The sequence below is a fragment of the Flavobacterium rhizosphaerae genome (genome assembly GCF_046000445.1).
Lineage (GTDB): Bacteria > Bacteroidota > Bacteroidia > Flavobacteriales > Flavobacteriaceae > Flavobacterium > Flavobacterium rhizosphaerae.
The window spans coordinates 81,912-100,746 of the sequence record NZ_JBELPZ010000002.1 but is presented as its reverse complement, the minus strand read 5'-3'; the positions used below and the strand labels follow the sequence as shown (position 1 = coordinate 100,746).

Here is an 18,835-nt window from a genome sequence, read left to right as displayed (position 1 = left end):
CTATACCCTTTTTACAGGAAAGTAAAGGCTCATAACTGTACCTTTACCCGGTGTGCTGTTGGCTGTAATATATCCGTTATGGTTTTGCATAATCTTTTTGCATAATGCCAGGCCAACGCCAGAACCTTTATATTCTGTAATGGAGTGTAAGCGCGTAAAAATATTAAAAATAGACTCGGCATACTTTTGGTCAAAGCCAATACCATTATCTGAAATATTGATTACGTTGTAAAGGGTATCTGTTTCATTATTAAAAGTGAGAGGAGCATCCGGAGATGAAATGTTAATTTTTGGTTGCACCCCAGGAGCAATATATTTTATAGAATTGGAAATAAGGTTTGAAAACAATTGCTTTAATAAAAACGGAATGCCATGCACATCAGGCAGTTGTTCAGTAATTATTTCGGTATGATCTGTAAGAGAGTCATCCATTCCCTGTGTAATTTCTTCTATAAGCAGGTTAAGGTTCACTTTTTCAAATGAATCATCTGTATGCCTGAGACGGGTATATTTAAGTATATCAATAAGCAATGTTTGCATCCTGGCTGCAGAGGCATTCATACGCTGAATGGTATCCTGAACACTTTCGGGTATTTCTTCATCGCGGGTAAGTATGCGTGAAGAGAGTAACTGTATTTTACGCAAAGGTTCCTGCAGGTCATGCGTGCTAATCCAGTTAATGTTTTCCAGTTCAGAATTAGTTTGTTTTAAAAGTTCACTCAGTTTTCGGTATTTTTCTTCTTCCTGTGTAATAAGTATAAGGTTTATCTGGCGTTGCATACTGTAAGCAAAAGCGGCAGCAGTATCAGTTTCAGGTTTTAGCCAGGGTTTGCTCATACAGTCTACAATCTCTCTCCACAATTTAAAAGAATTTCGGGGAGACATCCCTTTTTCATCTTTTATAATAGATTTTGTGGGGTCGCCTGCCCAATTTATCTCAGTTAATGTTTCGGGCCTGTACCAGATAATACAATTGTTGTTTTCAATACTAAGAGAATGGTAAATTATTCCCGATGCCATTTTACAGTCTTTATATTCAGGAATATAATCTACAAGCTTATTAGTTACAAAACTACCGTGCCTGCTATATTCTGCCAGCCATTTGGTAATAAAAAGTATTTCGTCATCATGGGGGCATAAACCGTTTTTATAAATTTCGCCGTTAAAAAACACCGATACCCCAAAAGCATTACAAAGTTTAAGTAGGTCAGGTTTTTTAACCAGTTCCTTAAACGTATCAGGTTTGGCAGATAACGTTTCTATATTCAGCGCTTCAAAAGCAAGGTTGGTTTTACGGGCTATTTCATACTCTTCGTTTGACTGGCGCAGGTCTATTTGAGAGGTAATAAAGTGCCCCTGCAACTGTGCCGCCAGCTTAATTTCCGGGCTAAGGTTTTTTGGGGAATAATGGTGGCAGGCAATAAGGCCCCAAAGTTTATTTTTATAAATAAGGGAAATAGTTAATGTAGCGCCAACCCCCATATTTTGAAGATACTGTACGTGTATGGGTGATACACTCCTGAGTGTTGACAGGCTTAAATCAAGGGTTTTATCCTGGTCATCATCGAGTGTGTATATGGGTACCGGGGTGTAATCAATATCTGTAATAAGGCGCAGAAGGTTTTGTGTATACAATTTACGCGCCTGTGCCGGTATATCGGTGTGTGGGTAGTGCAGGCCCAGGAAAGGCTCCAGGTCATCCCGAACGCTTTCGGCAAATACTTCCCCATTATAATCTTTATCAAAACGGTACACCATTACACGGTCATATCCGGTAATTTCGCGTGTTCCTTTGGCAACAAGCTGGCAAAGTTCCTTGAAGGATTGTGTGCCTGATAGGTATGATAAAAACTGTTTGGTATGATTATATACATCACTAACCGCTTTTTGCTCTATACTTACCGGCTCTGCTTCTAAAATATAATTAGTACCGCTTAAATGTACGGTGCACAAAAAATCTACACCTTCAAGAGTGATGTTTAAAAGGCTTGAAGACAGCATTTTGCCGTCATCAATATAATCCGTAAGGGTTTGTAGAGCAGTTTCACCAAAAATTTCGCTAAAACTTTTCCCTAAAAGCTGGCTATAAAAAAGGTTTATGTATTCTGCTGAATTAGCACTACAAAAATCTATTACAAAATTATCTTTTTTAATGCCTAATAAAAAACCATGAGGCTGTATACTGCCTGGTATGTGTATGGGTTCCTGTTCGCAATTGGTAAGATTAACTATATCGCGGTTTACAATATCTCTTATCTTCATACGGTCCTTTTCAGGTTTTGCTAACTATGTGTAGCTAAATGTTTTTTAATGGCATCAAAGGCATAATAGGCTCCTTTTATGATTTCTTCGCCGTCATTATTTTCTTTTTCATATTCAGAAAGCTTATTTATAAAAGCTTTCCAGTAGGTGCCGGTTTTATCTCCATATCCCGAAAAATATGTAGCGCCGTTACTACTGTTGTAGCCTAATGTTTTCTCAATATTTTTTAAAATTACCCTTCCGCCCAATGATGATCCTTCAATAACATACAATACGCCCATTGCAAAGCCTGTAGAAAACGTATTGCCATTACTCACGGGTTTACTGTTAGTAGTATATGTTGCACCCAAAAAACGCAAATCTGCCTGTATCAACAACGTTTTATTGCGCTGCTCAAGATCCGGAATTACAGTATTTAGTATAGGAAAAATATTTTCTTCTGCATCTTTAACTATATCATGCATGAGTGTAAGATACTTTATATAGGTATCTTTATCAATATCAGGGCTTATAATTGCTTTTGATATGGGTAATGCCTCAAGTTGCTGATGTGGCAGGGCAGTAGATTCTTTTAGTTTTTTTGAGAATTCTGCAATATGTATATCATTCATATCCTAACTACTGTAAAGAAAATTATCTTTGGTGGGTATAAAATCAGGCCAGTTAATTCTCAGAACATCTTCTATTGATTTTTTTAGCTGATTAAACATACCGGGTTTAGGTACATATAAATTAGCGCCCAGTTTTCGGCTTTCTTCTATAGTTAAGTCATCTTTAGAAGTGGAAAACATTATAACAGGCAGGTATTTGTTATTAATAGTAGTACGCACTTTTTTTAATGTTTCCAAACCATTCATACCGGGCATATTTATATCCAGAAAAACTATATATGGGTGTGGTGGCGGGTTTTGTAATGCGTGAAGCAACTGCTCCCCATTATTTTGTGCTACTACTATATATTTTTTTGAATCTATTATCTGAACAACTTCCCTGAAAAACTCTACATCTTCCTGGTCATCATCTGTATAAAATATCGTTAATTCCTTTGCCATGACCAAAATTATTTGAAGTTAAAACATAACCAAAACAACAAATATAACCAATTTAAAGGCAAACAGATAAGTTCACATTAATTTTAACTGTTAAAAAAAAGTAAATAATAACGAATGAAAATTATTTAAATGCCTCATAAATTATAAGCTTAATATAAAGCTGTCTTTATTTAGCCCATCCATTATATATTGCCAGTTAATATGTACTACATCGCTGAGAATTTTTTTCAGCATATTAAAATCGTTGGGCTTTTTGATGTATACGTTCGCACCCGAAACAAAAGTATCTTCTATATCCTGTTCTGAAGATGAAGTTGAATATATGGCAACCGAAATACGTTTAAGCCTGTCATTATCCCTGATTTCCCTAAGGCAGTCCATGCCAGATTTACGGGGCATATTAAGATCTAGAAAAATAATATCCGGTAATGGGTTTTCGGGTTTGTTAAGATAATTCATCAATTGTTCACCATCGTTAAACATTGATATATCATATTTTATCTTGACTTCTTCAAATGCTTCCTTAAAAAAAAGGCGGTCATCTTCATCGTCATCAGCAAGCATAATATGTAAAGAGGTAGGACGCATTTGTTTACTGTAGTTAAGTTCTGTTTATATTATTTGGTTTCTATGTAACGTTTTTGTTTCATGATTTTCTGGAATGCAGTTGGGGTAACGCCGGTAATGTTTTTAAATTGCTGCGATAAATAGGCAACACTGCTGTAGTTCATCATGAAAGAAATTTCGGTAAGCGACAAATTTTCGGTAAGCAGCAACTGTTTTACCCGTTCAATTTTGTGCAAAATAATGAAATTTTCAATTGAAATAAAAGTGACTTCAGAAAATACCTGAGATAAAGTACGATAGTTTTCCCCAAGTTTTTCTGAAAGATAAGATGATACTTTGAGTGACTGCATCCCTTTATCTGAATAGAGCATTTCTATAATAACATTTTTAATTTTTTGTACTAATATACTTTTTTGGTTATCAACTATTTCAATTCCAAACCCCTTTAGCGACTCAATTAATTTGTTATATGTTTCCATGGGTATATTTTCCCTGAATTTTACATACCCCGGCTCTGTTACCGTACAATTTATGTTAAACTTATCAAGCTGTTGCTGAAGGAGTACTTTACACATCATGTCTATGTTGTATTTTATGTAAAGTTCCATTCTTTCTTTATTCCTGTTTCACAATTAGTAAAATTAGTAAAATTTATGTAAGATGATATAGTGTGTGTTTAATTTGTATAATGTTGTAAGATAAACACTATTTTTTTATGAACAAGGTTTAATGCCAGTGTTTTATAACATAATATTAACTGAATCAAACTATAAAAAACAATGGGTTTAGAAAACAGGTGAGGTATTATTTTAATATTTTTACTTACAAAAAGTCTAATATGCCTATCTATCAGAGTCCGCCCGACGGTGGTATACTATATGCCGAGACCAATCTTGAGCATTTTTTTCCGGAGCCTTTAAATATGATTACTTCTTTTCTGTTTTTAGGTGTTGCATTATACTGGACATTTAAGTTGTGGGGCAAAGGCAAGGAGCACACTTTTCTTTCAGTTGCACTTGTGTTGCTTTATGTTGGAGGTATTGGCGGTACTATTTACCATGGCCTGCGGCGATGGAATATTTTTATTATGATGGACTGGCTGCCTATAATGTTATTGTGTGTTGCAGCGGGGGTATATTTTATTTGGAGGCTTACCCGCTGGTATTATGCTGTAGTATTAGTGTTGTTTTATGCCTGCTTTATGTTTATTGGCCGCACTTACATAGCTAACGCCACAAATGTACACCTTTTTATTAATATAAATTATGCAGTGTTGGCTGCTATTGTACTGGTGCCTGTTGTGGCCTACCTTATTAAAACCCGTTTTAAAAACGGCATGTGGGTTGGGTTTGCTTTACTGGCTTTTATTTTTGCGCTTACCTTTCGGGTGTCAGATATGTGGGGGTGGCTGCAATGGGGCACGCATTTTTTATGGCATACTTTTGGGGCAGTAGCGGCTTTTTGCATGTTTGAGTATCTGTACCTTATAAACAAAACCAAAACTGTGGTGTAGCTCCAGAGGTTTAAAATTCTTAACCAGCAATTATAATATTATAATACCATTTCCTCAAAAAGTTGCTGTGCTGCCTCCGCAGGATTGGTACAAAAGCCGGGGTGGGGCCTTGATGTTTGTATAACCGAGCTGCGCACCGCTGTTAGCCAACGGAAACGCTCGGGTACTTCGAGCAGGGCAATAGGCCCACTATTTCTTGCCCCTTCTGCAATACGCTGAAACGATTCCAAGTTTTGTTGTATCTGTTTTGTATCAGCCTCGTTGTAAAGTGTTTTTATTTTGGTTTCGTTTACGGTATACAGCATTTTTATAAACCTGAGCCTTTTGCAAAACAGCACTATGCCTACGTTTATAAATTCTTCCCGCTCCACACGGGGAACCACACGTACTATTGCATATTCATATAAGTGCCTCTCTTGCATGTTGTGCCTGTTTTATAAAAATATCACTATTAGCTAAACGGGTTGTCAAAAAAGTAAAGTATACTTGTTTTATCTCTTCTGGCGTTTGTTCTGCCCCGTCCCATTGCAGCCATTCATCCGGTATAAGGTTTACAATGCCCCTTAATGTATCTTCGGTTAACAATGCCCTGTACTCTTGGTCAATTTCTTGTAAAAGCGATGCCTGTGGCAGCAACACATGGTCTTTAATAAGGGCAAAGGGACTTTTGGCATGACCTTCAGGATCTGTAAATGAGTGGTGAAAATAAAGGCATGCCCCGTGGTCTATCAGCCACAATTCTTTATGCCATATCAACATATTAGTATTGCGGAATGTTCTGTCAACATTTGTTATGTAAGCATCAAGCCATACAATTTTAGAGGCAAGCTCAGGTGCTACGGTAGTAACAACAGGGTCAAAATTTATGGCGCCCTGCAAATAATGCAGTGCCAGGTTTAGCCCCTGGCTGGCCTGCAGCAGATCTTGTATTTCCTCATCGGCTTCGGTGCGGCCAAAGGCCTCGTCAAGATTAGCAAAAACCAGTTCCGGTACAGGCAACCCAAGGGTGCGTGCAATTTCGCCACCTAGCAGTTCGGCTATAAGGGCTTTGGTACCATGGCCGGCACCTTTAAATTTTAAAACATAATTAAAGCCATCATCTGCCGCAGCCAGTGCGGGTAAAGACCCGCCTTCGCGCAAGGGGGTTATATAGCGCATCACATCTACCGTGCGCAATTGAGGTGTTTTTGCCATAGGAGTTACACTTGCAATGGTAAAAGTAATGAATTTGGCACATTTATTTATTTACTAGCTTCAATCTCTTTTTCAGGAGCCAGTCTAATAACCACATTACCAGCCAATAAATAACCACTAAGAAAGGATAAAAAATAAATATTAAAAAGATATAACCGTGATAGTGGCTGGCATAGGCCTCTCCAATAAAATAATCTATCACAGAGTACATTACAAGATATAGATAAAGGCAGATAAACGGCAAAATAACGCTGCCAGCAATCACCACAGTCGAATATTTTTTGCTGATATGCCTGCGCCTGTATTTTTTGATAAAGATGATATGCAGGGTAACTAGTATAACAGAAAGCGCAAACGCCATTAACCCGGGGCCTATTGTAATGAGGGACTCTGCTACTACCGATATTTTAGGTTTATCTTCTATTATTATATACGCAGCAGGCAGGGTATCAAACTTCCATACGGCTGTAGTTTTCAGGTTACCGCTTTCAGGCACGCCTAAATTGGTTGTTATTGCCTTATGAGCAGCTGTATTATCAAGTGTAACTTCCAACCCGCCATATGAGCGCCAGTATTTGGCAGGAGAGAGTGCATAGCGGAAACTGTACGTATTAAGCCAGTGGTCCCTCACAATCCAGTGATCAGCAGTATAGTTCACTTCAATTATATGGCTGCCTTTGGGAATATCAACATAAAAAAACTGAAGTTCATTAAACAATACGTTTGTATTAAATTCCCCGTCCTCAAGTTCTGCTTCAAAAACGCCGTCATAATTCTGCCATGGTTTACGCTGATAAAACTGCATAAATTCATAATAAGGCACCCCCCCATGCGGGTTGTAATTTTGTGGCACTTGTTGTAACGCTACATTTTTACCATCTATCTTTACTTCAAATCCGTTTCTCAGCCCGGCAGCATAAAAAAGAAGGGGAATCTGTAATCCGCTTTTTTTAGCTTCAATATAATATTCGACTACAAACTTTGCAGTTTTAAATCCCCTATCCGGGATAATATGTATTTTTTCATAAGTAATATCAACATAGTTACCAATAAAAGGAGAGGAAGAAAAACTACCTTCAAGAACCGGCGAAGCCATGTTAGCATCTGTAGCAAAAGGTATAAGCAATAACAGCAATAATATATTTTTTCTAAACTTAGCCATTGCCGTATGCTTTAAAACAACGCTTATACTATTATTCCCAAAGGCCAGCTACTTCATTTTTAAGGTAGGCTACGGCTATACTGCTGGGGCTTTGCTTTTCAAAAAGATCGGTAAGCATTACCTCCCGCAATTTATTTGCGGTATCTACCTTATCGCTCATATTGGTTTTGCGTATAATTTGTATGGTAGTGTTTTTTGCGGTTGTAATAATATCCCAGCTTTCGGCAGATATATAAATTTGCTGTGTAAGGTTATGCTCATATTCCTGCTCTATCTGGCCTATAACATAATTTTCATAATCGTGTTTGTTAGATGACTGAGGGGTAATGCGTATTAATAGTTTGGCCGGGTCTATACGCTCCAGAAACAATACCAGCCTTTCATACGCCTGAAGGCGTATTGGCAAAGCCGCCTTTTGGGCTTCTTTGTGTATTGCATAGCGCCTGCGGCCTGCTTCATTATCCACGTGCATTTTAAAAAAGTGATATGATACCAGCCCGGTAATTAGGGCAGGCAATATGTAAAAGATAATTTGCAGAAAATCGCTGAATTCCATAATAAAGGTATAAGTTAAGTTTTTAATAGTAACGCAGGGCTGCTGCACATAATTGTAAAAGGCTAAAATAATAATTATGTTTATAAGTAAAACCGGTTTATGGCTAAAAATACCCCAATAGTATCTAAAAATAATAAGTAATATTAAAATTTATTTATAAAATGCAGCTATTGGTTTTATAACCTTGTATCCTATAAATCTCAATACAGTTAAAGGAAGCGTATCTCACATAAAATAATTATTTTTGCTGTAAAGTTGTATGATGGAAATTGAAAAGTATATAAGCCAGCTTAATGATGCCCAGCGCGCCCCCGTATTGCAGAAAGACGGGCCGATGATAGTGATAGCCGGTGCAGGGTCTGGCAAAACAAGGGTGTTAACCATGCGGATTGCCTACCTGATGAGCCAGGGGGTAGATGCGTTTAATATATTATCGCTTACGTTTACCAATAAAGCAGCCCGTGAGATGAAACAGCGTATTGCAGGCATTGTGGGTAACAGCGAAGCCAAAAACCTGTGGATGGGTACATTTCACTCGGTATTTGCCAAAATATTGCGTTTTGAAGCCGATAAGCTGGGGTTCCCTTCCAACTTTACCATTTACGACACTCAGGACAGTGTGCGGCTTATAAGTGCCATTATTAAGGAAATGCAGCTTGATAAAGATGTTTATAAGCCAAAGCAGGTGCTTAACCGTATATCATCTTATAAAAACAGCCTGATTACGGTACGTGCCTACTTTAATGATCAGGAATTGCAGGAAGCCGATGCCATGTCTAAAAAGCCACGCATGGGCGATATTTACCAGAATTATGTAGACCGTTGCTTTAAGGCCGGGGCTATGGATTTTGATGACCTGCTATTGCGTACCAACGAGCTGCTGAACCGTTTTCCTGAAGTATTGGCTAAATACCAGGAGCGTTTTAAATATATACTGGTAGATGAGTACCAGGATACCAACCATAGCCAGTACCTTATTGTACGGGCACTGAGTGACCGTTACCAGAATATTTGCGTGGTGGGTGATGATGCTCAGAGTATTTATGCTTTTCGTGGAGCGAATATTAGCAATATACTTAACTTTCAAAAAGATTACGATGATGTGCAGATGTACCGCCTGGAGCAGAATTACCGCTCTACCAAAAATATAGTAGAGGCAGCAAACTCCATTATTGAAAAAAATAAAACAAGGCTGGAAAAGGTAGTTTGGACGGCTAATGACGAAGGACATAAAATAAAGGTGCACCGCAGCCTTACCGATAGTGAAGAGGGGCGTTTTGTAGCCAGTACTATTTTTGAAGAAAAAATGCATAACCAGTTGCTCAACGGGCAGTTTGCCGTGTTGTACCGTACCAATGCCCAAAGCCGTGCTATAGAAGATGCTTTGCGCAAACGTGATATACCGTACCGTATATATGGTGGTCTCTCTTTTTACCAGCGTAAAGAGATTAAAGATGTTCTGGCTTACCTCCGCCTGGTGATAAACCCAAAAGATGAAGAAGCGCTGATGCGGGTCATTAACTATCCGGCCAGGGGGATAGGGGGTACTACCGTAGAAAAGCTTACCGTTGCGGCAAACCATTATGGGCGGTCTGCCTTTGAGGTAATGGAAAACCTTGACCGCATAGACCTGAAGCTTAACAGTGGCACCAAAAATAAGTTACAGGATTTTGTTACCATGATAAAAAGTTTTCAGGTACTTAACGAAACCCATGATGCTTTTTACCTTGCGGAACACGTTACCAAAAAAACCGGATTGGTGCAGGAACTGAAAAAAGATGCCACACCTGAAGGCATTGCGCGTATTGAAAATATTGAAGAGTTGCTTAACGGTATAAAAGATTTTACCGAAGGGCAGATAGAGGTTGACGGCGCACGGGGTGCATTATCAGAATTTCTGGAAGATGTGGCACTGGCTACTGACCTGGATAAAGAAACCGGCGACGATGACCGTGTGGCGCTAATGACCATTCACCTGGCAAAAGGGCTGGAGTTTCCGTATGTATTTGTAGTGGGTATGGAAGAGGATTTGTTTCCCAGCGCTATGAGCATGAACACCCGCAGCGAACTTGAAGAGGAGCGGAGGCTGTTTTATGTGGCGCTTACCCGTGCCGAAAAGCAGGCGTACCTAACCTATGCACAGTCACGCTACCGTTGGGGTAAGCTGGTAGACAGTGAGCCATCTCGTTTCATTGAAGAAATAGAAGGCACTTTTTTAGAACATCTTACACCGGCTGATAGCGGCTATCGTTACAAGCCTATGATTAACGCCGATATTTTTGGTGATGTAGACAAATCTAAACTACGCCAAACCAAGCCGGTAAGTGGCACACCACCCAAATGGGTTACCGATAATGAGCCAAAACCGGACCTGAACATCCGCAGGCTGAAACCGCTTACAGGCAAAGCCCCGCAAAGCAGTACACCTGCTATGCCCGACAGCAAGCTGGCACAGGGCAATGTAGTAATGCATGAGCGTTTTGGCAGGGGTAAAGTGCTTAATATTGAAGGTATTGGTGCCGACAAAAAAGCAGAGATACATTTTGAGGTTGGCGGGGTTAAAAAGCTGCTGTTGCGGTTTGCAAAGCTTGATGTGATTGGGTAATAAAATAATTAGTTTAAATATACTCAGGAAATTTAGCAGCAACATTAGGAAATTTTTCCTTTAAAACATCGCTGTCTTCTTCCCATTTTTCACCTTTAATTTCAAAATTTTCTTTAAAGGCGTTTGGAATATCCTGACCGGTAATTTCATTAAATGCATCGTTAGGTATATAACCAAAGCCTTCCCAATCTTCATCAATTTCCTCCCTATTTAGTTCAGCAAGTGTTTCAGGGTTTTTAATAGTTTTATAGTAAAAATCCTTTCCCTGTGCAATAACCCATTCGCGGAAATCATTAAAGCTATCATCCCCACAGCCTCCATTAATTATGTAAATAGCACCCCATAAATCCCAATGGTAAGATTCTCCACGAAAATATCTAAACCTGTTATTAAATAAAATAATTTCTTCAGGACTTAATTTTAGTAATTCAGTTTTTAATAGCCCTTGTTGTTTTTGATAATCATTATCAGCCTTATCCTTAGTGCTTTGTATAATTAACCAAAAGGTATCTTCGTCCATAAGGGCTTCAGTATTATCAAAGTGCCTTGCAGGAGTCAGACTGTCATGTTGTACTTTTTTATCTTTTGCGAAAAGTTTTCTGAATAGGTTCATAATTTATGGTTTAGTTTGTAACTTTTAACAAAAGTAAATTATTTCAAAAAAAATCATCCACGCCCCTGCGTTATTTTTTAGCACTTTCGTGAATGATTTTAGACTTTTTTTTCCAAAACTCTTCTACATAAAAATTATAAAAGCCAAAGAGAAAATTATCCCTTTGGCTCTAACTGTAATAGAGTAATTAAAAATTACCTGTTATGCTTAAAGTATCTTCTGTCGTAAAAATCGTCCTCATCAACAACAGTATAATCTTCTTCAGGGTAGTAAACTGAAAGCAGTTTCACTTCATACTCCCTTTCAATTTCGTTGTTTTTACCAAACCTGTCGGTATTGGCAAAAGTTTCGTAGCGTATAACATTACTTACAACCTTTTTATTATCTTCATCTAATGATACAGAACCTATTGGTAAAATGAGATGATCTTCACCCTCTTTATTAATAAATTCGTGCGCACCTTTATTTGATGGTATGGCATACGCCTCATGTCCTTCTTTAATCAAGTCTTCATTAACTTCAACATCAAGGTAAACAACCCTTTCGGTAGTTTTGTTCACAATTAAGTTATCTATTTTTCCAATAGTTTTATTGTCAGCATCAATTAAGTTCCAGCCTCTTACATCTGGATAGTCAGAAGCTACTTTATAATCAGATAACTCATCAAGGCGGTATAAATTTCTTTCCTTACGTTCCATGTTTTAAATATTTTAGTGGTTTATTGATTGATTTTTTCTAAAAGGTCAGCCGCCTTGTCAAAAAATGATTTTACTTCACTTTTCTGGTCAAGTGTTAGTTTTTGAGAGTCTATAGAAGCTGCGGCATCTTTAACGGCAGTGCCTTCACTGTCAAACTCCGAATTGGCTTTTTCCTGTATATTTTTTAGTGTAACGGATAAAGTCTCAGCTGCTTTTTTAATATTATCTGCATGAGAGGTTTCGTAAGGGTCGTTTGTTATTTTTTCGGCATATTGCTTAACCTGCCCCATATCGTTAGTAATATCATAATCTATAGCATCAGCTGCAGATTGGGTTGCGGCAATCAATTTCATGAAAGCTTCGTTGGTAAACTCATGGTCAAGTCCCATTTCATTCCGGTTTTCGGATATAAAGTTTACATAGGTAGCAATTTCAATATTGTTACTAATATTATCAGCATCGTTTGTGTAATCATTATCTGATACCACAGTGGTTTGCTGCACTTCCTGATCATTGTTTTTGTCATCCCTGAAAAATATAAAGTATACAATTGCCGCTATTACAAGCACAAGTAATATCCAGGGCCATACCGGTTTTTTCTTTTCAATTTTAATTTCAGCCATAATTTTTGTTTTTAGTTATAAATTGTATTCGAAGTTACCAATTTAATAATGAGATTGGTTTTCAATTAACACTACTTAACAGGCAAAGACTCAAAAGCTTAAAATTGACATAATTTTTGCATATAAGTAAAAAATGTAATCAATAATTGATACTATAAATTCAATGAGTATTCATAGAAGCTTTCAAAAGTTTTGAAAGCCAATTTTGATATAAATATGTTTGTGCTATAAATAGCATTTATTAATTTTAACAATTACTACCCAAAACAAAAATTATGGCCCAGTTTATAAAAATATATCCCGAAAACCCTAACGAGCGAGAAATTGCCAAAGTGATAAAAATACTGCGTGACGGCGGCCTTATTATTTATCCTACCGATACTGTATATGGCCTGGGCTGTGATATTACAAACAGTAAAGCCCTGGAGCGTGTGGCTAAAATAAAAGGTATAAAACTGGATAAGGCAAATTTTTCTTTTATTTGTTACGACCTGAGTAACCTTTCTGATTATGTGAAACAGATTGATACCCCTACGTTTAAGATTTTAAAAAATTCACTACCCGGGCCTTATACGTTTATTTTGCCGGGTAATAATAACCTGCCTAAAGAGTTTAAAAAGAAAAATACGGTTGGTATACGCGTGCCGGATAATAATATAGCCCGTGAAATTGTAAAGCAATTGGGCAACCCGATAATTTCTACCTCTATTCATGATGAGGATGAGGTACTGGAATATTCAACCGATCCGGAACTTATTTTTGAGAAATGGCAGAATTTGGTTGATGCGGTAATAGATGGGGGATATGGCGACAACGTGGCTTCAACGATTATAGACCTTTCAGGGGCGGAACCGGAACTGGTGCGTGAAGGCAAAGGTGACCCGGATATTTTTTAAAGCCTGATTACTATAAATACCAGTTGTAGCACTATATTTATAAGCAACAGCAGCCATAACCATTTTAGGTTATTAGCATTAAATATATTTTGATATATAAAATCATCTGCTTTTGTATATAAAAGTTCTGTGGCCTTTTCTTTATTACCGCGTAAAATGGTATCGGTAACTTCAGTATTTATGAATTTTACAAAAGGAATCCTCTTAATAACAAACCAAAATATCTTTCTTACAAAGCATGGCAGTATACTAAGCTTATCATTGTAAATGGTATAAATATTCAGCGCCTGTGCGTTAAAAGAAGCAGCCGCTTTTCTTTTATTCAGCTCATCGGCAACTTTATTTATAATGCTGCTGCATAATTTTTTAAAAAGCGGCCTGATACCCTGGTATATGATCTCGACCGCTTTTACTATTGCATAACTATATACTTTCTTTATAATTATAAGAGAAAACACTATTCCTGTTACCAGCACAAGCCCCAAGGATATCAGGCCTTTTTGAAACACCGTGACAGCCGTAACTATTAATGCGGTAACCAGGAACAAAACGTTTAAAGCAATTACCAATATGGATATACCAAAAAAAGCCTTAGCCCCCTTACTACCCAGTTTACCCGAAGCTTTTAATAGCTGTAACGGGCTGTTAAAGTTAGCAAGAAGCTTTTGTGCTTTTTCATCTAATACAAATTCCTTTTCATCACCGTTACCTGTGGTATCTCCTATAGTTTGCATAGCACTAAAGATTAGTTCTTAAGCAAACTAGTAATCTGTTCTGCCAGCTCTGTACCAATGCGGTCCTGTGCTTCGTTAGTGGCAGCGCCAATATGCGGCGTTAATGAAATTTTTGGGTGCATAAGTACCTGTACTGCAGGGGTTGGCTCATTTTCAAAAACATCAAGGCCTGCAAAGGCAACTTTTCCGCTGTCTAAAGCTTCCAGTAAAGCTACTTCATCAAGCACCCCCCCACGCGAAGCATTTACAATGCCTATACCGTTTTTCATAGCCTCAAATTCCGGCTTGCCTATTACATAACCATTATCCTGTGCGGGCACATGCAGGGTTATAAAATCAGCCTCCTTAAGTATCTTTTCCATTGGCTCTGTAGGTATATCTACATTAATAAACTGGCCGTTGTAAAAATCAACCCTTATACCTACTTCGCCTTCGTATTTATCAGAAGCAATTACGCGCATACCCAATCCAAGCGCAATACGCGCTACAGAGCGGCCAATACGGCCAAAACCTATTATACCCAGTGTTTTACCCCTAAGCTCGGTACCTGCACCGTAATTTTTTTTAAGCGTATTAAAATTTAAATCACCTTCAAGGGGCATTAAACGGTTAGCATCGTGCAAAAAACGCACCCCGGTAAACAGGTGTGCAAAAACCAGCTCGGCAACAGAATCTGACGACGAAGCCGGGGTATTAATTACATGCATGCCTTTTTGGCGCGCATACTCCACATCAATATTATCCATACCTACACCGCCACGGCCAATAATTTTAAGCCCCGGGCAGGCATCAATAATATCTTTGCGTACTTTGGTTGCGCTGCGTACCAACAGTACCGAAATATCATTACTATTTATATAATTAGCCACCTGCTCCTGGGCTACTTTTGTAGTTATTACTTCAAATCCGGCATCTTCAAGCTCTATAATACCACTTTTAGAAATGCCATCGTTGGCTAATATTTTCATCCTTTATTATTTAAAGATTTATGATTTAATGAGTGCAGTAATTTTGTACGGCTGGCTTATGCCTGTTTTTCCAATTCTTTCATAACATCAACCAATACCTGAACGCTTTCTACAGGCATGGCATTGTAAACAGATGCCCTGTAACCACCAACCGACCTGTGGCCGTTAAGGCCGCTAATTCCGGCTACCTTCCACATTTTATCAAATGTTTCGGTATGCGCTTCGTTATTCAGTAAAAAGGTAATATTCATTTTAGAACGGTCTTCTGTTTTTGCAGAGCCTTTAAACAGCGGGTTACGGTCTATCTCACCATATAATAGGGCTGCTTTTTGGTTATTTTTAGCATCAATAGCCTTAATACCACCTTGGTTTTTTAACCATTGCAGGGTAAGGTATGAGGCATATACAGGAAACACTGCAGGGGTGTTGTACATGCTTTCTTTAGCTATATGCTGCTGGTAATCTAATAATGAAGGGATGTTTCTGCCTGTTTTGCCCAGCAACTCTTCTTTAATAACTACCAGTGCCGTACCGGCAGGCCCCATATTTTTTTGTGCCCCGGCATAGATGATACCGAATTTTGAAAAGTCAAGTTCCCTTGAAAAAATATCTGAACTCATATCGCACACCACAGGTACATTGGTTTCAGGAAAATCATGCATTTGCGTACCGAAAATAGTGTTGTTGCTTGTGCAGTGAAAATAATCAGCATCAGCAGGTATGGTATATCCTTCTGGGATGTAAGTATAGTTTTCATCTTTAGAAGAAGCCACAACATCAACAGTACCAAATTTTTTGGCTTCTTTTATAGCGCCTGAGGCCCATGTGCCTGAATCTAAATAGGCGGCTTTTCCGTTTTCCTGCATAAGGTTGTAGGGAACACGTATAAACTCAAGGCTTGCCCCACCCGAAATAAAGAGTGCCTGGTAACCTTTGCCGGTTAACCCTAAAAGCTCCAGTGCCAGTGCACGGGCTTCGTCCATAACGGCTACAAAATCTTTACTGCGGTGCGAAATTTCCAGTATGGAAAGCCCGGAGCCGTTAAAATCTAAAATTGCCTGTGCTGATTTTTCAAAAACTTCCTGTGGCAGGATAGAAGGCCCTGCGCTAAAATTATGTTTTTTCATGAAACGTGGTATCTGGGTTTAGAGTTTACAAATTTCCTAATTCTGTAGGTAAAAACCATGAAAAATATTATAAATAATGCGACTATAATGTTGATAAAAATGCAATGGTATCTACATTATCTGCATAATCTGATAATGCGGGTTTCTGGGTTTGCCCAAATGCTACTGTGTTTCCAATTTCTTTCCGGCTTACAACACACTGTATTAGTTCATTTTCTGCCTGTAAACGCTGCTTTACAGTTTCCAGATCAGTATAATATTCATAAAAAACACTCGAAATAGGGGAGGCATAGCCTGTATCCTCCTTAAGAGTAAGAAAACCGTTATCCAGTATTTTAAAATTACTCATAAGAAACACCGCCTTATTATAATCGTAATTATTGGCATATTTTTCATATTCAATTACATCGGCATACGCAAATATGGCTTCAAAAAAATCTTTAAAGTCATATCCTTCAGGCACAAATAATTTAGAAACATTACGGCACCCGAGCCCATAGTAACGAAAAATATCTTCGCCAAGCGCGGTTAGTTCTTCTTTAGTTTCATTACCCGAAAGTACCGCTACACTGTTACGGTTTTTGCGTATAATGTTGGGCTTTTGCTTAAAGTAATATTCAAAATACCGGGCTGTATTGTTGCTGCCGGTTGCTATAACTGCATCAAAGCCTTCTAATTTACCGTCTGTAAAAGTAATGCGTTTAGCAAACCCCGGTTGTACTGAAATAAGGTAATTTGCCAGAAACGGTAACAGATAATTATCATTAGAAGACAATTTTACCAATACATTGTGCCCCGTAATTAAAACCGATAAAAAATCATGAAAGCCCACCAGGGGTATATTACCGGCCAGTACCAAGGCTACTGTTTTTGGCTCTACTGTTTCAATGTTATAGGGCGCCAGCCATGCATCAAGATTTCGATCAGTTAGCGCTTCGGCCCACTGTTCCACCGCAAAATATACCTGATCTGGAGTAAACCAGCCATTGTGAGATTGCGATTGTGTTATAAGTTCGCTAAAACGGGTAAAATATTCACTATTATTGAGTACATTTTCATCCTGAAACGTATGCCCATTTTTAAACTGGTGTAAAAATTTTCCTAATTGAGTAAGTGCTTTTTTTGTTTCTGTTAACGTCATTGTACTTGCTTATGAATGTAATTGGGTGTAATTTTGTTGCAAATTTACATATTAATACGAAGATAAAGCTATGGCTATCATAATAACAGATGAATGTATAAACTGCGGGGCCTGTGAGCCTGAATGCCCAAATACCGCAATTTATGAGGGAGCAGACGACTGGCGTTATAAAGACGGTACCAGCCTGCATGGTAAAATTGTATTACCCAGCGGTGAAGAAGTTGATGCAGATACCCCGCAAACCCCTATTAGCGACGATGTATATTATATAGTTCCCGGTAAATGTACTGAATGTAAAGGTTTTCATGATGAACCGCAGTGTGCTGCCGTTTGCCCTGTAGACTGCTGTGTGCCTGACGACAATCACGTTGAAAGTGAAGAGGTGCTTTTGAGCCGCCAGGCGTTTTTGCATGGTGGGGAATAAAAATAATACAGCATTTTTATGATGATATCAGGAGTTATTTATTAACTCCTTTTTTTATTTATAAGAGAAACATTATAAGAATACTGAAAAATAAAAAATCCTGAAGACTTATTACTTCAGGATTTTTTTCATAGCAGCTTTTTTATTCTCCAACTTTAATCATCCAGTTTTTTATATGTTTCTACCATTACATTGCCTGATTTGTCGTTATATGTTTCAATAACAAAGTTTCCTTCATCATCAAAATCACCAACAGAGGTGGCTTCTTTGGTTACATAAATATATTTTCCACTTGGAGTTTTGCGTATAATGGCATAGTCTTTATCATCTGAACTAGATACTTTATAACCTGTTTTTTGGGCTATAAAACTGTACTTTTTACCATTCATGCCATAATACTTCGGTATACCATCAGTTTCTATAACAGTGGTTTTGGTAACTTTTACAGGGGTAGGTTTTATATCCTTATTCAGCTTATTACTGTTGGCATCCTGTAATTCTATATCCTGGTTGGCCTCTGTTTTTTCAACCTTAGTTATTGTTTTAGGTTTTCCAGTACCATCATTAACGGTTACCTTGGTAGTGGTTGTTTCGTCAACAACATTTTTATTTTGTGCATAAAGCGAAACGCTTAACCCAAACAATATCATTAATGCAATACGTTTCATAATTTTCTTCTTTTAGGTTACTGGAACAAAGG

21 protein-coding genes are annotated in these 18,835 nt (G+C 38.0%); 4 read left to right on the top strand and 17 right to left on the bottom strand.

Annotated features, from left to right (window positions below; translation table 11 throughout):
- The 5 genes from ABS766_RS02910 to ABS766_RS02890 form a co-directional block, all read right to left on the bottom strand.
- On the bottom strand, window positions 1-2,262 hold the full coding sequence (locus ABS766_RS02910; protein ID WP_408083609.1) for an ATP-binding protein: 2,262 nt from the start codon (window positions 2,260-2,262) through the stop codon (window positions 1-3).
- A gap of 20 nt (window positions 2,263-2,282) precedes the next feature.
- A complete protein-coding gene (locus tag ABS766_RS02905) occupies window positions 2,283-2,873 on the bottom strand; it encodes a biliverdin-producing heme oxygenase (protein WP_408083608.1) in 591 nt (196 codons plus the stop codon).
- A 3-nt stretch (window positions 2,874-2,876) separates the two neighbouring features.
- Window positions 2,877-3,314: a response regulator gene (locus ABS766_RS02900; RefSeq protein ID WP_408083607.1), complete on the bottom strand. Its 438-nt coding sequence runs from the start codon at window positions 3,312-3,314 to the stop codon at window positions 2,877-2,879.
- Window positions 3,315-3,455: 141 nt separating this feature from the next.
- Window positions 3,456-3,902, bottom strand: coding sequence for a response regulator (locus ABS766_RS02895; protein WP_408083606.1), 447 nt, complete (start codon window positions 3,900-3,902; stop codon window positions 3,456-3,458).
- A 29-nt stretch (window positions 3,903-3,931) separates the two neighbouring features.
- Window positions 3,932-4,489: a helix-turn-helix domain-containing protein gene (locus tag ABS766_RS02890; protein ID WP_408083605.1), complete on the bottom strand. Its 558-nt coding sequence runs from the start codon at window positions 4,487-4,489 to the stop codon at window positions 3,932-3,934.
- Between the two features lie 230 nt (window positions 4,490-4,719).
- On the opposite strand from ABS766_RS02890, the gene ABS766_RS02885 reads away from it, so the two are divergent.
- Window positions 4,720-5,394 carry a hypothetical protein gene (locus ABS766_RS02885; protein WP_408083604.1) on the top strand — a complete coding sequence of 225 codons (675 nt, stop codon included), beginning with the start codon at window positions 4,720-4,722 and terminating at the stop codon, window positions 5,392-5,394.
- A 38-nt stretch (window positions 5,395-5,432) separates the two neighbouring features.
- Here the strand turns inward: ABS766_RS02885 and ABS766_RS02880 are convergent, their stop codons facing one another.
- From ABS766_RS02880 to ABS766_RS02865, 4 genes are read right to left on the bottom strand one after another with little or no spacing between them, the layout of a single operon-like run.
- Window positions 5,433-5,816: a DUF3037 domain-containing protein gene (locus ABS766_RS02880; RefSeq protein WP_408083603.1), complete on the bottom strand. Its 384-nt coding sequence runs from the start codon at window positions 5,814-5,816 to the stop codon at window positions 5,433-5,435.
- On the bottom strand, window positions 5,794-6,588 hold the full coding sequence (locus ABS766_RS02875) for a HipA family kinase (RefSeq protein WP_408083602.1): 795 nt from the start codon (window positions 6,586-6,588) through the stop codon (window positions 5,794-5,796). The genes ABS766_RS02880 and ABS766_RS02875 overlap by 23 nt, the downstream gene beginning before the upstream one ends.
- 43 nt (window positions 6,589-6,631) lie before the next feature.
- Window positions 6,632-7,750, bottom strand: a complete 1,119-nt coding sequence (locus tag ABS766_RS02870; protein ID WP_408083601.1) for an exosortase/archaeosortase family protein — start codon at window positions 7,748-7,750, stop codon at window positions 6,632-6,634.
- Window positions 7,751-7,781: 31 nt separating this feature from the next.
- Entirely contained in the window at window positions 7,782-8,306 is a 525-nt protein-coding gene (locus ABS766_RS02865) for a DUF7935 family protein (protein WP_408083600.1), read from the bottom strand.
- Between the two features lie 268 nt (window positions 8,307-8,574).
- Here ABS766_RS02865 and ABS766_RS02860 point away from each other — a divergent pair, with 268 nt between their 5' ends.
- Window positions 8,575-10,911, top strand: a complete 2,337-nt coding sequence (locus ABS766_RS02860) for an ATP-dependent helicase (protein WP_457809841.1) — start codon at window positions 8,575-8,577, stop codon at window positions 10,909-10,911.
- Between the two features lie 13 nt (window positions 10,912-10,924).
- Here ABS766_RS02860 and ABS766_RS02855 read toward each other — a convergent pair whose 3' ends face one another.
- The 3 genes from ABS766_RS02855 to ABS766_RS02845 form a co-directional block, all read right to left on the bottom strand.
- A complete protein-coding gene (locus ABS766_RS02855) occupies window positions 10,925-11,524 on the bottom strand; it encodes a DUF4240 domain-containing protein (RefSeq protein ID WP_408083598.1) in 600 nt (199 codons plus the stop codon).
- 194 nt (window positions 11,525-11,718) lie between these two features.
- Window positions 11,719-12,222, bottom strand: a complete 504-nt coding sequence (locus ABS766_RS02850; RefSeq protein ID WP_408083597.1) for a PRC-barrel domain-containing protein — start codon at window positions 12,220-12,222, stop codon at window positions 11,719-11,721.
- A gap of 20 nt (window positions 12,223-12,242) precedes the next feature.
- On the bottom strand, window positions 12,243-12,845 hold the full coding sequence (locus tag ABS766_RS02845) for a hypothetical protein (RefSeq protein WP_408083596.1): 603 nt from the start codon (window positions 12,843-12,845) through the stop codon (window positions 12,243-12,245).
- A 275-nt stretch (window positions 12,846-13,120) separates the two neighbouring features.
- Here ABS766_RS02845 and ABS766_RS02840 point away from each other — a divergent pair, with 275 nt between their 5' ends.
- The gene (locus tag ABS766_RS02840) at window positions 13,121-13,741 is read left to right on the top strand and encodes an L-threonylcarbamoyladenylate synthase (protein ID WP_408083595.1); all 621 of its coding nucleotides are present in this window, start codon (window positions 13,121-13,123) and stop codon (window positions 13,739-13,741) included.
- Here ABS766_RS02840 and ABS766_RS02835 read toward each other — a convergent pair.
- The 4 genes from ABS766_RS02835 to ABS766_RS02820 form a co-directional block, all read right to left on the bottom strand.
- Window positions 13,738-14,475 (bottom strand): hypothetical protein, encoded by a 738-nt coding sequence (locus tag ABS766_RS02835; protein WP_408083594.1) that lies wholly within the window; start codon window positions 14,473-14,475, stop codon window positions 13,738-13,740. The genes ABS766_RS02840 and ABS766_RS02835 overlap by 4 nt on opposite strands.
- A gap of 11 nt (window positions 14,476-14,486) precedes the next feature.
- Window positions 14,487-15,443: a D-2-hydroxyacid dehydrogenase gene (locus tag ABS766_RS02830; RefSeq protein ID WP_408083593.1), complete on the bottom strand. Its 957-nt coding sequence runs from the start codon at window positions 15,441-15,443 to the stop codon at window positions 14,487-14,489.
- Window positions 15,444-15,499: 56 nt separating this feature from the next.
- A complete protein-coding gene (gene serC, locus ABS766_RS02825; RefSeq protein WP_408083592.1) occupies window positions 15,500-16,570 on the bottom strand; it encodes a 3-phosphoserine/phosphohydroxythreonine transaminase in 1,071 nt (356 codons plus the stop codon).
- A gap of 82 nt (window positions 16,571-16,652) precedes the next feature.
- Window positions 16,653-17,711 carry an acyl-CoA reductase gene (locus ABS766_RS02820; protein WP_408083591.1) on the bottom strand — a complete coding sequence of 353 codons (1,059 nt, stop codon included), beginning with the start codon at window positions 17,709-17,711 and terminating at the stop codon, window positions 16,653-16,655.
- Between the two features lie 70 nt (window positions 17,712-17,781).
- Between ABS766_RS02820 and ABS766_RS02815 the strand changes: the two genes are divergently transcribed.
- On the top strand, window positions 17,782-18,135 hold the full coding sequence (locus tag ABS766_RS02815) for a 4Fe-4S dicluster domain-containing protein (protein WP_408083590.1): 354 nt from the start codon (window positions 17,782-17,784) through the stop codon (window positions 18,133-18,135).
- Between the two features lie 155 nt (window positions 18,136-18,290).
- Here ABS766_RS02815 and ABS766_RS02810 read toward each other — a convergent pair whose 3' ends face one another.
- The gene (locus ABS766_RS02810) at window positions 18,291-18,803 is read right to left on the bottom strand and encodes a hypothetical protein (protein ID WP_408083589.1); all 513 of its coding nucleotides are present in this window, start codon (window positions 18,801-18,803) and stop codon (window positions 18,291-18,293) included.
- Window positions 18,804-18,835: the final 32 nt, after the last annotated feature.

Excerpts from the sequence above, each read along its gene's own strand:
- ABS766_RS02810 (WP_408083589.1), bottom strand. The coding sequence starts at position 18,803 with ATGAAACGTATTGCATTAATGATATTGTTTGGGTTAAGCGTTTCGCTT.
- ABS766_RS02880 (WP_408083603.1), bottom strand. The coding sequence starts at position 5,816 with ATGCAAGAGAGGCACTTATATGAATATGCAATAGTACGTGTGGTTCCC.
- ABS766_RS02875 (WP_408083602.1), bottom strand. The coding sequence starts at position 6,588 with ATGGCAAAAACACCTCAATTGCGCACGGTAGATGTGATGCGCTATATA.
- ABS766_RS02865 (WP_408083600.1), bottom strand. The coding sequence starts at position 8,306 with ATGGAATTCAGCGATTTTCTGCAAATTATCTTTTACATATTGCCTGCC.
- ABS766_RS02840 (WP_408083595.1), top strand. The coding sequence starts at position 13,121 with ATGGCCCAGTTTATAAAAATATATCCCGAAAACCCTAACGAGCGAGAA.
- ABS766_RS02830 (WP_408083593.1), bottom strand. The coding sequence starts at position 15,443 with ATGAAAATATTAGCCAACGATGGCATTTCTAAAAGTGGTATTATAGAG.
- ABS766_RS02885 (WP_408083604.1), top strand. The coding sequence starts at position 4,720 with ATGCCTATCTATCAGAGTCCGCCCGACGGTGGTATACTATATGCCGAG.
- ABS766_RS02905 (WP_408083608.1), bottom strand. The coding sequence starts at position 2,873 with ATGAATGATATACATATTGCAGAATTCTCAAAAAAACTAAAAGAATCT.
- ABS766_RS02855 (WP_408083598.1), bottom strand. The coding sequence starts at position 11,524 with ATGAACCTATTCAGAAAACTTTTCGCAAAAGATAAAAAAGTACAACAT.
- ABS766_RS02820 (WP_408083591.1), bottom strand. The coding sequence starts at position 17,711 with ATGACGTTAACAGAAACAAAAAAAGCACTTACTCAATTAGGAAAATTT.
- ABS766_RS02910 (WP_408083609.1), bottom strand. The coding sequence starts at position 2,262 with ATGAAGATAAGAGATATTGTAAACCGCGATATAGTTAATCTTACCAAT.
- ABS766_RS02870 (WP_408083601.1), bottom strand. The coding sequence starts at position 7,750 with ATGGCTAAGTTTAGAAAAAATATATTATTGCTGTTATTGCTTATACCT.
- ABS766_RS02835 (WP_408083594.1), bottom strand. The coding sequence starts at position 14,475 with ATGCAAACTATAGGAGATACCACAGGTAACGGTGATGAAAAGGAATTT.
- ABS766_RS02815 (WP_408083590.1), top strand. The coding sequence starts at position 17,782 with ATGGCTATCATAATAACAGATGAATGTATAAACTGCGGGGCCTGTGAG.
- ABS766_RS02845 (WP_408083596.1), bottom strand. The coding sequence starts at position 12,845 with ATGGCTGAAATTAAAATTGAAAAGAAAAAACCGGTATGGCCCTGGATA.
- ABS766_RS02850 (WP_408083597.1), bottom strand. The coding sequence starts at position 12,222 with ATGGAACGTAAGGAAAGAAATTTATACCGCCTTGATGAGTTATCTGAT.
- ABS766_RS02895 (WP_408083606.1), bottom strand. The coding sequence starts at position 3,902 with ATGCGTCCTACCTCTTTACATATTATGCTTGCTGATGACGATGAAGAT.
- ABS766_RS02890 (WP_408083605.1), bottom strand. The coding sequence starts at position 4,489 with ATGGAACTTTACATAAAATACAACATAGACATGATGTGTAAAGTACTC.
- ABS766_RS02900 (WP_408083607.1), bottom strand. The coding sequence starts at position 3,314 with ATGGCAAAGGAATTAACGATATTTTATACAGATGATGACCAGGAAGAT.
- serC (WP_408083592.1), bottom strand. The coding sequence starts at position 16,570 with ATGAAAAAACATAATTTTAGCGCAGGGCCTTCTATCCTGCCACAGGAA.